Source organism: Halomonas sp. OfavH-34-E, assembly GCF_024124525.1.
GTDB lineage: Bacteria > Pseudomonadota > Gammaproteobacteria > Pseudomonadales > Halomonadaceae > Halomonas > Halomonas litopenaei.
In genome coordinates this window covers 69,810-82,729 of record NZ_JAMXRY010000003.1, presented here as the reverse complement: position 1 = coordinate 82,729, position 12,920 = coordinate 69,810, and the positions used below count along the sequence as shown (strand labels likewise).

The following is a 12,920-nucleotide window of genomic DNA, read 5'->3' as shown; positions in this document are numbered from 1 at the left end:
CGGCTCGCCATCATTGGCCGCCGGCGTCGAGGTAATGGTCAGCAGCTGCCCACAGCGAGGCGAGTCAGGCGTCATCTCCCAGGCGCGGATCACCGGCACGAAGCGGTCGGTGAGCACGCGGGTCTCGGTGATGGAGCCATCCTCCCGCTCGGTGAACTCGGTCTTGGCGACCTTATCCTTGTGGGTGTTGCCCTTGACCACCAGGCAGCGGCCGCTGGGCGCGGTCACCACGCCGGAGATGGCCCCGGCCGCCAGCGACAGGGCCAGATGCCAAGAGGAGAGCCGGCGCACTGGGGGACGCGGCGACAGGCCGGTCTTCCCGAACACGCTGCCCACCTCGTGCCAGAGCCCCTGCAGCTTCCCGACCTCATCGGCCAGCTGCTCGGCATCGAGCGAGACGCGGTAGAAGTGGCGCAGCTCGCCCTGAGCCGCCGGTATCACGTAGGGCTCGAAGGGCCACACCGCCGGGATCACCTCGGGTATGACCTCCTTGCTTCCCACGCGCAGCAGCTGGGCGCGTATCGCCTTGGCCTCCTGGCTGCGCTGCGCCTCACGGCGTCGCACCCGGCGGCCCAGGATCACCACCTGCTGGAAGTCATCCACGGCGGCGCGGAAGACCCTCAGCTCGGTGAAGTGGTTGACCAGCCAGCCGGTCAGCTCCTTGTCCAGGGCGTAGTCGGGAACGATAAGCACCATCACACCCCCGTACTGCAGGGTGCCAACGGTGCGCTGGTAGAACAGCTTCTCGAGGCGCCTGCGCCCCTTGCCCTGATAGCTCTCGTAGCCGGCGTGGTCGGCCAGCAGGTCGCCATAGGGCGGGTTGAGCCACAGGCAGCCCACGCTGCGCGGTGAGATCACCGTGTCCATCAGGTCGCCCTGTAGGCCTCTATCCACCAGGCCATGCATCGAGGCGGCCCGCTCGGCGTGATACTCCACGGCGCAGGCCTGAACGCGTTCGCGCCCCAGGTGGTGGGCAAGCTCGGCGATGGCAGCGCCCTCCCCCGCACAGGGGTCGAGCACCCGCATCCGGCCGGTGCTGGCAGGGCGGAGCGCCTGAAGCACCCGCTCAAGCGACGCCTTATCCGTGGGGAAGTAGCCATTCCTGGCGAAGTTGCGCGCGATGCGCTGAAACATCAGTGCCATGCGACACCTCCTGTCGGTTGGGTGTGGTAGGCGCGGCCAGAACGGCCGCACCAGGGTGGAGCGAGAGCTCAGGGCTCGGGTGTGAGTACGCCGGCGCGGATCATGCCGCTGAGGCGTGGGGCCAGGTCGTTCTCATCGAGGGAGATCTCCCAGGCCTGGATCGGCCCCTGTGAGAACGAGGCCGGCAGTACCGCCTGCTGGGCATGCAGCAGCGTCATCACCGGCCCCTGCCAGTGATCCAGCAGAGGCAGCGGGCAGAGCTCCCGCACGCGGGGCCACAGCTGGTCATCCACCGGGCAGGCGCCCTCCTCGCCGTCGAGCAGGACGATGCTGTGAAGGTTGGCGCGATCCGGCGTGATGCAGCGCTGGTCGAAGAGCCACACGTGCACCAGGGTGCCGAAGCGCGTCTGGCGCAACCGGGCAGAGCGCCGGGAGTAGCGGTCCATGTCGCCAAAGACCATGGGGTGGCGAGTGTCGCCCTGGCAGAGATGCAGGGTACCCAGGCCATTGTCTGCCGCGGGTAGCGTCAGCCTGGCAAGCAGCTCCTGCAGCGCCGTATCCCGCCCCCACAGGGAGAGAAACAGGCACTCACGCTGCCGGCCAAGGCAGAACGCATCGGCGTACAGGTCCAGGCACTCGTCGAGGGTGTAGAGCTCGGGCATGAGGGTCTCCATCGGTTAGCGAAGAGCGATGGGGACATCCCGAGCCCAGGGCATCGAGATGCCCCGGTGGGGAGTGGCTGCCTCAGGCAGCGGCTTGCCAGGTCTGGGTCGGCGCCTGGAATCGGTAGCCCAGCTCCTTCAGTCGACTCACCTGACGGCGGAACAGAGCCCGGTCCACGGTGGGATCGAGCTTGACGCTCTGCCCCAGGGGCCAGAGCAGGCCGAAGAGCTCGGCGTCGGGATTGGCCTCCTGGCCAGCGGCGTGGGTATCCGGGGCTTGCGGCCCTGGCCCCTCGCCAGCATCAACCTGAGACGGCAGCGCAGGCGGAGCCATCGGCTCACCCGATCCAGGCGCAGGAGTGGCTGGCGGCACGGGTGGCGCAGGAGCGGCCTCCTCCTCCAGCGGGTCCATCTCCGCGGAGTCGAAGCGCGGGCCGTGCTGATTCACCAGCATGCCGTCCTCGGTCAGCAGCATCTCGCCGACCTTGGCGCGGACCTCCACCACCAGCCGGCCACTGGCGAAGTAGCTCGCCGGGCGAATCTCGAGCAGCAGAAACTCGCCCTCAAATACCCCTTCGCTGAACTGATCCAGCTGAGGGTCCTTGATGACGAACTCGCCGATCGAGGCCGCCAGCCGGCCAACGTTGAAGGGGCCGTTGCGCCCATGAATGGTGCGGACGGTGAGCCGCCCGGGGATCTTGATCATCACCAGACTCCTGTTTGTCAGGATGCAAAAAGAGCGGACGGGGCCGGCAGCTCCGGCACCCGTCCAAGAAGTCACGGGCAAGCGCCCGAGGTGTCAGAGATAACCCCGCTCCGCGAAGGAGACCGAGTCCGAACCGCCCACCACGATGTGGTCGAGCACGCGAACTTCGATCAGACCCAGTGCCTCTTTAAGGCGCTGGGTGATGCGTCGGTCCGCATCGCTCGGATCGGGCTCCCCGCTGGGGTGGTTATGGGTGAAGATCACCGCACCGGCGTTGTGGTGCAGCGCCGCCTTCACCACCTCCCGCGGATAGACCGAGGCGGAATCAAGGGTGCCGTGGAATAGCTCGCTGAACTCGATCACGCGGTGCTGGGTGTCCAGGAAGATGGCACCAAACACCTCATGGTCGTAGCCAGCCAGCTTGAGCCACAGGAACTCACGCACCCGGTTGGGCGTGTTGAGCTTCATGCCTTTTGAGACGGAACGCTCAACCACCTGTCGCGCCGCATCGATGACGCGGTCATCGGGGGCCGCCAGGTAGTTGCCGTCGCTGTCGCGCACGAACAGCTGAGGCGCGTTGGATGGGGAGTAGCGAGACTCTGCCGGGAAGGCAGCTGCTGAAGTGTGTGTCATGACCAGAACCTCCGGACATGACCGAGACCGCCCCCTCCGGGAGCGATGTCCCGGTCGGGGTGGGTAGTGAGGAAGGGTTACGCGGCGAAAAGCTGCGCGTGGTTCAGCTCGTCGTGGCGTGCCACCAGCAGGTAGTCACCATGCTGGCGGTCACCTTGCACGACCAACGCCTCGAGCTCGAGAGCCAGAGGCTGGTGGGGATTCCCGCTGGGCGGGATGCGATGGTGAGTCAGCCGCACCGCCTGGGTCCCTGCTGGGTACCCGGACAGCTGGCGGGCCACGCTCTGCAGCAGCATCTGGAATCGTTCGATGGGCGTAACCCCATGCTCCGAGACCACGTGCTCTGCGACGTACATGCAGTCGTCCATGACCCGCTCGCTGACGCGGACCTTGCCCGCAAAGCCGTGGTCACGAGCCAGAAACGACATATCGTAGGATTTCATGGTGGATCTCCTGCGGTAGTGCACACAGGGGAAACACCTTCCCCACCGGGGAATGTGGATCCCCTGGTGGGTGATGGCACACAAGTGCCGAGGAAGAGGTGCAGCATCCAGCCCGGATGGGCAGCCTCGTCTCGGGATGCGCGAGGCCTTGGGAGGTGGCGTACCGCTAAGCGGCGCACCCTCGAAACGCCTGGGTGCTGGGGTGCCTCGGTTGGTGCCGGTCGAGACCACCGGACCGCCATGGACGGTGCTTGCAAGAACTAGCTTACGTCACCGCCGACCACAGTCAAGCCACAGAGCCACGTGCTTGGCGGCTTGCTTGAATTCAGGGAATAGAATCATGGTACTCATTTACATATCCCCGCCAGCGTTTGCAAACGACTAAGCGCTCGGCAACGGGAATCTACGGACTACTAACAATTGCGTTTGGTGTATAGCAACTCTGACACCAGCAGTGCATAACAAGTCGGGAAGATACCGCCGACAGAATACCTCAGTCGCATCACTGCTGGCCTCTGTGCGAACCATCCGTAATGACCGCTGACTCCGACGATCCCAGTGCTTCAATCAGTTCCCCCAGGCTGGGATTATCGGGAGCATCATCGTGGTCGATGCTCTCCAGCCATTGCGCTATCGCCTGGAGTTCTTGAATCCGCAAGCGGATGTGGCGCCCTTGATCAGCCAGCGGCGCGCACCTATCGACAACTGTAGGTCTGTCTTCATCCGCCCAACTCAATATATTCTTGATTGCTGGTAGACCAACGCCCAACGAACGAAGGCAATCGATAAAGCGAAGGCGCCCCAGCGCCTCCTCATCGTAAAGTTGATAGCCGTTGCACAGATCCCGCTGCGGCTGCAACAGGCCCTCACGTGTATAGTGACGCACCGTTTCCGCAGTTACGCCACCAGCCCGAGCCAATTCTGTGACTCGCATTGCCCTTTCCCTACATATCCATTCTACGTCAGCTTACAACCTTGAGGCTGCCCAAAGGTCAAGATCGAGCTGGGTCGACCCATGGCGGTCTCCATCGTAGTGCTGCACCTCCAAAATGTGGCCTTGAATCAAGGGTAAAAAAACAGATACGCATGAGCGGTACAAAGGATTCAAGAAGTTAATACTGCGCTGGTGTCATGCCGAATAACCAACCAAGACCAAAGTTTTGAACATACATCCATGCCGAAACGGTATAACCTATGGTAAAAGTCATCCCAGCCATTCGCCCAGGTCACCACTTCAATGAGGCCACTGCAGCTTACGGCAAGCTCCATCTTGATCCATGTCAATGGACAGGATTCGATTCTGCGCTAGGGTAAGATGTACATCACTCTGCAGGAGCCCTGCCGCATGGCCAGGCACGCGTCATTTCCCAAGCAATCCTCGCGGTCTGCCACCGCGTGGCATCGCTTTGGTCTGGTCATCCTGCTGGGCATGGTGCTACTGCTCTCTAGCGCCGCCACAATGGCAGATGTCCCTTCCTCGGCAGATGCTCCCTCCTCTACTGTGTCTGGCCAGGTTGGCGTTGAGCCTCACGCAGATGCGCACTCGAACATCGAGTTCATCAACGCAGACTATCCTCAACCGCGATGCCACCATGGCCATGGCACTCGTAATGTCGGCAGCGCCCTGTTGCGCCTGGAGCGCCAGGACTTGGACTTCGAGCCTCTTCCTTTGAGCATGACGGCCCCAGCCATAGCGCCCCGGGTTGTCACCGCCAGCGGCAGGCCAAGCGCTCTCCTCTCCCCCTCTTCGGTTCCAGTCTACCTTTTGACCCAACGCTACAGAGTCTAAGTCGACTCGCTCCCTGATCCCGCGCTTCCAGACATGGCTGTGCGGGAGAAACCCGTGCCCGCCCCACATTGATCCAGGCAACTGCCGGAGTGGCCGCTGTGCGTGGAGAGTCTCTTTCGCATGCACATTCGTAAGCACGCCAGCGGGCTCGGTATCGGGTACAGCTTAGCGGAAGTCACGAGGAGGCATTTATGAACGCACTGTTTTACTTCCTGATCTGGGCAGCGATCCTCTTTCTGATGATGCGCTTTGGCTGTGGTGCCCACGTCATGGGGCACCGCCATGGCAGGAGCAAGCATGGCGACGATAGTCGAGAGGATCCACACGCCACCGAGGGGCTGAAGTGGATTCCGCCAGCCGAGGACGTCGATCCCGTCTGCGGCAAGACCGTCAGAACCGAAAGGGCCAAGCCGAGCGTCCACGATGGCCACGTCTTTTACTTCTGCTCTCGTGACTGCCGGGAGCGCTTCGAGGCCGCGCCCGAACAATATCTCGCACCTGCAGCAAAGGACTTTACTACCCAACCGGAGAACGAAGATGCCTGATGCCGATGTTCCGTCGACAGCCAAGCCTCGCTCCGGAACCCGCTTGCCGGTCCAGGCTACGCCACGGATTCCCGTGATCACGCTCGGGATGAGCCTGGGGCTGTTTCTGGCCGTGACCTTCACCCTATGCGTCGGCTTCGACCTGCTGTTTCCCGACCAGGCGATGTATGAGAGCTGGCTTCGCCTGCTGCCTGGCTTCACCTGGTTGAGCTGGTCAAGCTTCTTCCTGGGCCTGGCTGAAAGCTTCGGCTACGGCTGGTACGTCGCCCTGGTCTTCGGCCCGCTCTACAACTTCTTTGCCACACGCTTTGGACGGTGAGAATCGGCGGGAGGCAGGCCCCATGGACAACACATGTAACGCTCCAAGCAGCCATTCAAGCTTGTTTCAGCTTTTTCGGCCATATTCGATGTTGCCAAGGAATTGGCAGCGACATCTCGCGCCTATCAGCGGCGAGTACCGATGTTTATTCCTCGCTGGGGACAGTGGCGGAAGCTAGCCGATACCTCACGCAATACTCACGATGAGCGGGGGGCACTAACATGGATTCACACATCAACGCATGCCTGCGGTGGTGATTCCATTCCAACGAGGATGACGAAAGCTGACCGGGATCAAGAGCCGCATGCTTTCACCTCTATTTTTCTTGATCCTTGGGTTACCCACAGGTTTTAGCCTGACATCAGGGCAGGGTAATTCAACATGAAAGGAGATCCGACCATGTGGGGCGACATGATGGCGTATATGGGGAATTACGGCTGGGGGCATATGCTCTTCGGCGGGCTCATGATGGTGTTGTTCTGGGGCGCCGTCATTGCCTTGGCCGTTCTCCTCGTGCGTGGCATGACCCGAGGCCGGGGCGAGGCCATGTCTCAACAGCGGCCAACGGCACTGGACCTTCTGCAAGAACGCTATGCCCGCGGCGAGATCGACCGCGAGGAATACGAGCAACGCAGGCGCGATCTTCTGCTTTGATCGCACCTCCTGATTATTGGATACGGCACTATTAGTTTCGACCCTATCGAGATAGGGCCACGAGGTTGAATCAAGACGCGGAAGCGACGGAGACGATTCCATGACGCAACACCAACACGACCATTGTCACGGGCATGCCTCGCACGAGGCACCGACACGAGGCAGCGGCGATACGGACCAACACACCGCCGGCAGCCAGGGTGGCGCCCAATACACCTGCCCGATGCACCCGGAGGTCGTCTCCGACCAGCCGGGTGACTGCCCCAAGTGCGGCATGCACCTCGTCCCCATGGGAAGTGACGACGCTCAGGCGCCTTCCGATCATGGTAAGCATGCCCCGTGCCACGGACATGGCACCGACCATGCAGTCAGCGAACCGGTGCGCGGCGGCAAGTACGACAAGGTGCCGGCTGGACATGCCGGCGCCGTCTACACCTGCCCGATGCACCCCGAGGTGCGCCAGACCACCCCCGGGGCCTGCCCGCTGTGCGGCATGGGGCTAGAGCTAGAATCGGCGGCCGTCGGCGATGAAGGGCCGAATCCCGAGCTGGTCGATTTTACCCGACGCTTCTGGGTCGCGGCCGTGCTCACGCTTCCGGTCCTGATTCTGACGATGAGCCCCTACCTGGGCCTCGGGGCCATTCGCGACTTCTTCGGTGAACGCAACGCGATGTGGATCGAGCTGGTGCTCAGCACGCCGGTCATCCTGTGGTCCGGCTGGCCGTTCTTCGTGCGCGGCTGGAATTCGTTCCGGACGATGAACCTCAACATGTTCAGCCTGATCGGCATGGGGGTCGGCGCTGCCTACCTGTTCTCGATCGTCGCGGTGCTGGCGCCCGGCATCTTTCCCGACGGGTTCCGCCGGGAAGACGGCTCCGTCGGAGTCTACTTCGAGGCCGCAGCGGTAATCGTAACCCTGGTCCTGCTAGGCCAGGTGATGGAGCTGCGCGCTCGCGAGGGCACCGGCAAGGCGATCCGGGCACTGCTCGACATGGCCGCCAAGACCGCGAGGGTGATCCGGCCCGACGGCAGCGAAGAGGAGATACCGCTGGAAGACGTGCAGGTCGGCGATCACCTGCGGGTGCGCCCCGGCGACAAGGTACCGGTGGACGGCATGGTGGTCGAGGGCCGCTCCTCGATCGACGAGTCGATGATCTCCGGCGAGCCGGTACCGGTGGAGAAGGTCCAAGGCGACCAGGTCACGGGGGCCACGATCAACGGCACCGGCAGCCTGGTCATGGAAGCCACCCGCGTCGGCGCCGACACCATGCTCAGCCAGATCGTCGAGATGGTGGCCGCTGCCCAGCGCTCGCGCGCACCGATTCAGAAATTCGCCGACAAGGTGGCGGGCAAGTTCGTGCCCGCGGTGATCGGCGTCGCCATTCTCTCCTTCATTAGCTGGGCGATCTGGGGTCCGGCGCCGGCGCTGTCCTATGCGCTGGTCTCGGCGGTGGCGGTGCTGATCATCGCCTGCCCCTGTGCGCTGGGCCTGGCCACGCCGATGTCGATCATGACGGCCACCGGGCGCGGCGCGCAGGCCGGCGTACTGATCAAGAATGCCGAGGCGCTGGAACGTTTCGCCAAGGTCGATACGCTGATGGTCGACAAGACCGGCACCCTGACCGAAGGCAAGCCGAAGCTGGTGGCGGTGCTGCCCGAGGAAGGGCATGACGAGGCCGAGGTGTTGCGCCTGGCGGCCAGCCTCGAGAAAGGCTCCGAGCACCCACTGGCCGAGGCCATCGTCGCCGGCGCCGAGGAGCGCGGCGTGTCCCTCGCCGATGCCACCGATTTCGAAGCCGTGACTGGCATGGGCGTCAAGGGGGTCGTGGACGGCAAGTCGGTGGCCCTCGGCAACGCCAAGCTGATGGCCGAACTGGGCCTCGATGGCGGCCGGATCTCCGAGACCGCGAACGCCCGCCGCGATGAAGGCGAAACGGTGATGTTCGTCGTGCTCGATGGCCAGATCGCCGGCCTGGTCAGCGTCGCCGACCCGGTGAAGGAGACCACCCCCGAGGCCCTGAAGGCGCTGCACAAACTTGGCTTTCGCATCATCATGGCCACCGGCGACAACGAGCGGACGGCCAAGGCGGTGGCCGGGCGACTGGGTATCGATGAGATCCGCGCCGACGTGCTGCCCGAGGACAAGGCCCGCATCATCCGCGAATTGCAGGAACAAGGCCGCAAGGTGGCCATGGCGGGCGACGGGGTGAACGACGCTCCCGCCCTGGCCCAGGCCGATGTGGGCATCGCCATGGGCACCGGCGCCGACGTGGCGATCGAAAGCGCCGGCTTCACGCTGGTCAAGGGCAACCTCGACGGCATCGTTCGGGCCCGCAAGTTGTCGCTGGCCACCATGCGCAACATCAAGCAGAACCTGTTCTTCGCCCTGGTCTACAACGGGGCCGGCGTACCGATCGCCGCCGGGATCCTCTATCCGTTCCTCGGCATCCTGATCGGGCCGATGTTCGCCGCCTTCGCGATGAGCGCGTCTTCGCTGTCGGTGGTGATGAATTCGCTGCGCCTGCGCCGGGTGAGGATTTGATCATGCATGACGAAAAGGGGTGGCTGGAGCGAGGACCCAGCAAAGGCAGCTTCTGGCTCATGGTGGCGATCGCCCTGGCGGTGATGGGCTTCCTGCTCTGGGAGGAGCACAAGGTGCACCTGCTCGGTGCCCTGCCCTGGGTGATCCTGCTCGCCTGCCCGCTGATGCATGTGTTCATGCACGGCGGGCATGGAGGCCATGGTGGGCATGGAGGCCATGGCGAGCATGACAATCACAAGGGAGGACGCGATGAGTGATGACGTACCCGCCTACGGGCTGTGGGGCCTGGTCATTCTCAACTCGGCGATCTTCATCTTCTTCGCCTTCAGTTTCTTCAAGCCGCAGACGCGCCGGGACTGGCGCTCGCTCGGGGCCTTCAGCGCCTTCCTGGTGGCGTTGTTCACGGAGATGTACGGCTTCCCGCTGACCCTCTACTTCCTCTCCGGCTGGCTGCAGTCGCGCTACCCGGAGGTGGACTGGTTCAGCCACGATGCGGGCCACCTGCTGGAGATGCTGTTCGGCTGGCAGGCCAACCCGCATTTCGGGCCGTTCCATCTGCTGAGCATGGTGTTCATCGCCGCGGGTTTCTGGCTCATCGCCGCCGGCTGGCGGTCACTCTATACCGCCCAGCGGCGGGGAGAACTGGCCACCACCGGGCTCTATGCCCATGTCCGGCATCCCCAGTACGCCGGCTTCGTGCTGGTGATGACCGGCTTCCTGCTGCAGTGGCCCACCCTGCTGACCCTGGTCATGTTCCCGGTATTGGTGTGGATGTACTCACGACTGGCGATCCACGAAGAGCGCGAGGTAGCGCGCCAGTTTGGCGACAAATGGCAGACCTACGCGGCCCGCACGCCACGCTTCATTCCGCACCTGCGGATGGCGAGTACGAGTGGCTGGCGCCTGTAAGGACAAAATCCCAGAGGTGCAGTCATGAAAAGCAGACGTTTTTCTCGTCGGCACGATCGTGGTCGTCAGCGACGACTCGCCCGGGGCTTCTTCTGCCCCTGCCACGGCTCCCAGTTCGACTTCGCCGGACGCGTGTTCAAGGCGGTGCCGGCGCCGATCAACCTGAAGGTTCCGCCGTACCGCTTCCTGTCCGAGTCCCGGATCGAGATCGGCGCCCACGACATCCTGACACTGAGAGGTATCCACTATGACCGCCAAAACATCCACCACCAAGCCACCCACGGCTCATAAAACCCCGCGCAAGCGCCAACCCACCGCCCCACCAGAGATGGACGCCCCGATGACCGCACCCGAGCCCGAAGAAGGCACCCTCCCGAGCCACCCGGCCACGGAGCTACTCGCCTATCAGACCGACCTGTGGCGACGCGGCGTACGCTACCTGGACACGCTGCGTGAGCGCGCGGACAACATGCTCGAGCATGAGCAGGCGGGCAAGCCGCCACTGCTCGACTTCGATTACGAGATGCTCGTGGATGGCCGTCGACTGGCGCGCCCCGCCAACTATGCCCTGCTGCGCATCACCCGGGTCGGCGAGGACTGCCTGGAGGACTGCCTCGACGAGACTAGGCCGCCGGTGATGATCGTCGACCCGCGTGCCGGCCACGGCCCAGGCATCGGCGGCTTCAAGCGCGACTCCGAGGTGGGCATGGCGCTCCACGAGGGACACCCGGTCTACTTCGTGATCTTCTTCCCCGAGCCCGTCCCCGGCCAGACACTGGAGGACGTGCTGCACGTCCTGCGCCGCTTCGTCGAGACGCTGGCCGAGCGCCACCCCGGCCAGCCGCCGGTGCTCTACGGTAACTGCCAGGCGGGCTGGGCCATCGCGCTGCTCTCCGCCGACTGCGAGGGTCTGGTCGGGCCGGCGGTGCTGAACGGCTCGCCGCTCTCCTACTGGTCCGGCGAATCCGGCGTCAATCCCATGCGCCTCGCCGGCGGCCTGCTGGGCGGTGCCTGGCTGACGCACCTGATGGCCGACCTGGGAGACGGGCGCTTCGACGGTGCGAACCTCGCCACCAACTTCGAAGCCCTCAAGCCGGCGAATACCCTGTGGCAGAAGGACTATCAGCTGTTCGCCGACATCGACGGCCAGCGCGAACGCTTCCTCGAGTTCGAGCGCTGGTGGACGGGGTTCTATAGCCTGAGCAAGGAAGAGATCGTTGCCATCGTCGAGAACTTCTTCGTTGGCAACAAGCTGGAGCGTGGCGAGCTCGAGCTCTGCCCCGGCTGTAGCGTCGACCTCAAGCGCATCCGCAACCCCCTGGTGATCTTCGCCTCCGGCGGCGACAACATCACCCCGCCCCATCAGGCGCTCAACTGGATCCCCGCGGTCTATCCCGATACCGCGGCACTCAAGGCCGCCGACCAGCGTATCGTCTACCTGCTCAATCCCCACGTCGGGCATCTGGGCATCTTCGTCTCCTCCAAGGTGGCGCGCCTCGAGCACCGAGCGATCCTCGAGAGCGTCGGCAATCTGAATGACCTGGCCCCTGGCCTCTACGAGATGCGCATCGACAACCCCACCGGCGACCCCGACTGTCACAAGCCCCAGTTCCAGGTGCGCTTCGAGGAGCGCCGCGTGGAAGACCTGGACTTTCCCGACCAGGCCCCGGCGTTCGAAGGGGTGCGAGCGCTCTCCGAGCACAATGTGGCCCTCTACGAGACCTTCGTCGGGCCCTGGGTGCGGTTTTACACCACCCCCTGGTCCGCCGAAGCGCTGCGACAACTACATCCGGCGCGGACCAGCCGGCTGATGTTCTCGGAACGCTTCTCCCCCTGGATGACCGGAGTGAAGTGGCTGGCCGAGATGGTGGAGACCGCGCCGGCGCCGGTCGATAGTGACACCCCCTATCGGCAATGGGAGACGCTGGTGAGCGACTCTATCGCCTCGACGCTGGAGCTGGCCGGCACGACCCGCGACAGCGTGTACGAGATGGGGTTTCACAGCCTCTACGGCGGGGGATGGTGGAGCGAGAACGAGTGACCCAGTCGAAGCCAACCCGGTTTACAGCCAATACCTATAGAGCAACCCACTAATGGAGAGCAATAAATGAAGATCGAGACCTTTCATGACCTGATCGACTGGACTCGCCAGCTGCATGCCCAGTTGGCCGAATGCTTCAGGCACTGTGCCACCCAGCAGGAGGAGGCACGGGCCAAATCGCTGCTGGAGTACCTCGCCGATCACGAGGCGGTCCTGGAGCACACCGTGGCCAGCTTCGAGAAGCAGGCCGACCCCAAGGCCCTGCACACGTGGGTTTACGACTATCTATCGCATGCGCCTATCAAACCCCATCAGGCGTGCAATTTGCCCTATGCCGAGATGGGCTTCGAAGACATCAGCCGGGAAGTCTTCTCGCTGCACGATCAGGTCATCGCGCTATACCGCTACCTGGAAGGACGCGCCGACATCCCCGAGGCTCGGGATCTCGTTCGCGAGCTCTTGAAGCTGGAGGAACACGAGGCGATGCGTCTGTCCCAACAGATCAACCGAGCCCGAGACCTGTAGCCAGGCGCT

General features: G+C 63.8%; 13 protein-coding genes and 2 pseudogenes. 9 read left to right on the top strand and 6 right to left on the bottom strand.

The window, feature by feature from the left end:
• Positions 1-33: 33 nt before the first annotated feature.
• The 6 genes and pseudogenes from NH448_RS02305 to NH448_RS02280 form a co-directional block, all read right to left on the bottom strand.
• Positions 34-1,143: pseudogene (locus tag NH448_RS02305) on the bottom strand (DUF6094 domain-containing protein); the annotation flags it as partial.
• A gap of 68 nt (positions 1,144-1,211) precedes the next feature.
• Positions 1,212-1,805, bottom strand: coding sequence for a hypothetical protein (locus tag NH448_RS02300; protein WP_045994466.1), 594 nt, complete (start codon positions 1,803-1,805; stop codon positions 1,212-1,214).
• An 82-nt stretch (positions 1,806-1,887) separates the two neighbouring features.
• Positions 1,888-2,511 carry a DUF3275 family protein gene (locus NH448_RS02295; RefSeq protein WP_045994465.1) on the bottom strand — a complete coding sequence of 208 codons (624 nt, stop codon included), beginning with the start codon at positions 2,509-2,511 and terminating at the stop codon, positions 1,888-1,890.
• Positions 2,512-2,604: 93 nt separating this feature from the next.
• The gene (radC, locus tag NH448_RS02290) at positions 2,605-3,144 is read right to left on the bottom strand and encodes a DNA repair protein RadC (RefSeq protein WP_045994464.1); all 540 of its coding nucleotides are present in this window, start codon (positions 3,142-3,144) and stop codon (positions 2,605-2,607) included.
• Positions 3,145-3,221: 77 nt separating this feature from the next.
• A complete protein-coding gene (locus NH448_RS02285) occupies positions 3,222-3,587 on the bottom strand; it encodes a hypothetical protein (RefSeq protein ID WP_045994463.1) in 366 nt (121 codons plus the stop codon).
• Between the two features lie 502 nt (positions 3,588-4,089).
• Entirely contained in the window at positions 4,090-4,521 is a 432-nt protein-coding gene (locus NH448_RS02280; protein ID WP_045994462.1) for a MerR family transcriptional regulator, read from the bottom strand.
• A 1,046-nt stretch (positions 4,522-5,567) separates the two neighbouring features.
• On the opposite strand from NH448_RS02280, the gene NH448_RS02275 reads away from it, so the two are divergent.
• The 9 genes and pseudogenes from NH448_RS02275 (at position 5,568) to NH448_RS02235 (ending at position 12,911) form a co-directional block, all read left to right on the top strand.
• The gene (locus NH448_RS02275; protein ID WP_023004669.1) at positions 5,568-5,921 is read left to right on the top strand and encodes a YHS domain-containing protein; all 354 of its coding nucleotides are present in this window, start codon (positions 5,568-5,570) and stop codon (positions 5,919-5,921) included.
• Complete coding sequence (locus tag NH448_RS02270; protein WP_083970599.1) at positions 5,914-6,240, top strand: DUF5676 family membrane protein; 327 nt, start codon at positions 5,914-5,916, stop codon at positions 6,238-6,240. Before NH448_RS02275 ends, NH448_RS02270 begins: the two co-directional genes overlap by 8 nt.
• Before the next feature lie 399 nt (positions 6,241-6,639).
• Positions 6,640-6,894, top strand: a complete 255-nt coding sequence (locus NH448_RS02265) for an SHOCT domain-containing protein (protein WP_023004667.1) — start codon at positions 6,640-6,642, stop codon at positions 6,892-6,894.
• Between the two features lie 100 nt (positions 6,895-6,994).
• On the top strand, positions 6,995-9,436 hold the full coding sequence (locus NH448_RS02260; protein ID WP_253028371.1) for a copper-translocating P-type ATPase: 2,442 nt from the start codon (positions 6,995-6,997) through the stop codon (positions 9,434-9,436).
• A 59-nt stretch (positions 9,437-9,495) separates the two neighbouring features.
• Positions 9,496-9,693 (top strand): DUF2933 domain-containing protein, encoded by a 198-nt coding sequence (locus NH448_RS02255; RefSeq protein ID WP_342586460.1) that lies wholly within the window; start codon positions 9,496-9,498, stop codon positions 9,691-9,693.
• Positions 9,686-10,345 (top strand): isoprenylcysteine carboxylmethyltransferase family protein, encoded by a 660-nt coding sequence (locus tag NH448_RS02250; protein ID WP_045995008.1) that lies wholly within the window; start codon positions 9,686-9,688, stop codon positions 10,343-10,345. Before NH448_RS02255 ends, NH448_RS02250 begins: the two co-directional genes overlap by 8 nt.
• An 84-nt stretch (positions 10,346-10,429) precedes the next feature.
• Positions 10,430-10,636, top strand: a pseudogene (locus tag NH448_RS02245) (hypothetical protein); the annotation flags it as partial.
• A 49-nt stretch (positions 10,637-10,685) separates the two neighbouring features.
• The gene (locus NH448_RS02240; RefSeq protein ID WP_204249009.1) at positions 10,686-12,386 is read left to right on the top strand and encodes a DUF3141 domain-containing protein; all 1,701 of its coding nucleotides are present in this window, start codon (positions 10,686-10,688) and stop codon (positions 12,384-12,386) included.
• A gap of 66 nt (positions 12,387-12,452) precedes the next feature.
• Positions 12,453-12,911, top strand: coding sequence for a hypothetical protein (locus NH448_RS02235; protein WP_045995010.1), 459 nt, complete (start codon positions 12,453-12,455; stop codon positions 12,909-12,911).
• The last annotated feature ends 9 nt before the right edge of the window (positions 12,912-12,920 follow it).

Excerpts from the sequence above, each read along its gene's own strand:
- NH448_RS02300 (WP_045994466.1), bottom strand. The coding sequence starts at position 1,805 with ATGCCCGAGCTCTACACCCTCGACGAGTGCCTGGACCTGTACGCCGAT.
- NH448_RS02295 (WP_045994465.1), bottom strand. The coding sequence starts at position 2,511 with ATGATCAAGATCCCCGGGCGGCTCACCGTCCGCACCATTCATGGGCGC.
- radC (WP_045994464.1), bottom strand. The coding sequence starts at position 3,144 with ATGACACACACTTCAGCAGCTGCCTTCCCGGCAGAGTCTCGCTACTCC.
- NH448_RS02285 (WP_045994463.1), bottom strand. The coding sequence starts at position 3,587 with ATGAAATCCTACGATATGTCGTTTCTGGCTCGTGACCACGGCTTTGCG.
- NH448_RS02280 (WP_045994462.1), bottom strand. The coding sequence starts at position 4,521 with ATGCGAGTCACAGAATTGGCTCGGGCTGGTGGCGTAACTGCGGAAACG.
- NH448_RS02275 (WP_023004669.1), top strand. The coding sequence starts at position 5,568 with ATGAACGCACTGTTTTACTTCCTGATCTGGGCAGCGATCCTCTTTCTG.
- NH448_RS02270 (WP_083970599.1), top strand. The coding sequence starts at position 5,914 with ATGCCTGATGCCGATGTTCCGTCGACAGCCAAGCCTCGCTCCGGAACC.
- NH448_RS02265 (WP_023004667.1), top strand. The coding sequence starts at position 6,640 with ATGTGGGGCGACATGATGGCGTATATGGGGAATTACGGCTGGGGGCAT.
- NH448_RS02260 (WP_253028371.1), top strand. The coding sequence starts at position 6,995 with ATGACGCAACACCAACACGACCATTGTCACGGGCATGCCTCGCACGAG.
- NH448_RS02255 (WP_342586460.1), top strand. The coding sequence starts at position 9,496 with ATGGTGGCGATCGCCCTGGCGGTGATGGGCTTCCTGCTCTGGGAGGAG.
- NH448_RS02250 (WP_045995008.1), top strand. The coding sequence starts at position 9,686 with ATGAGTGATGACGTACCCGCCTACGGGCTGTGGGGCCTGGTCATTCTC.
- NH448_RS02240 (WP_204249009.1), top strand. The coding sequence starts at position 10,686 with ATGACCGCACCCGAGCCCGAAGAAGGCACCCTCCCGAGCCACCCGGCC.
- NH448_RS02235 (WP_045995010.1), top strand. The coding sequence starts at position 12,453 with ATGAAGATCGAGACCTTTCATGACCTGATCGACTGGACTCGCCAGCTG.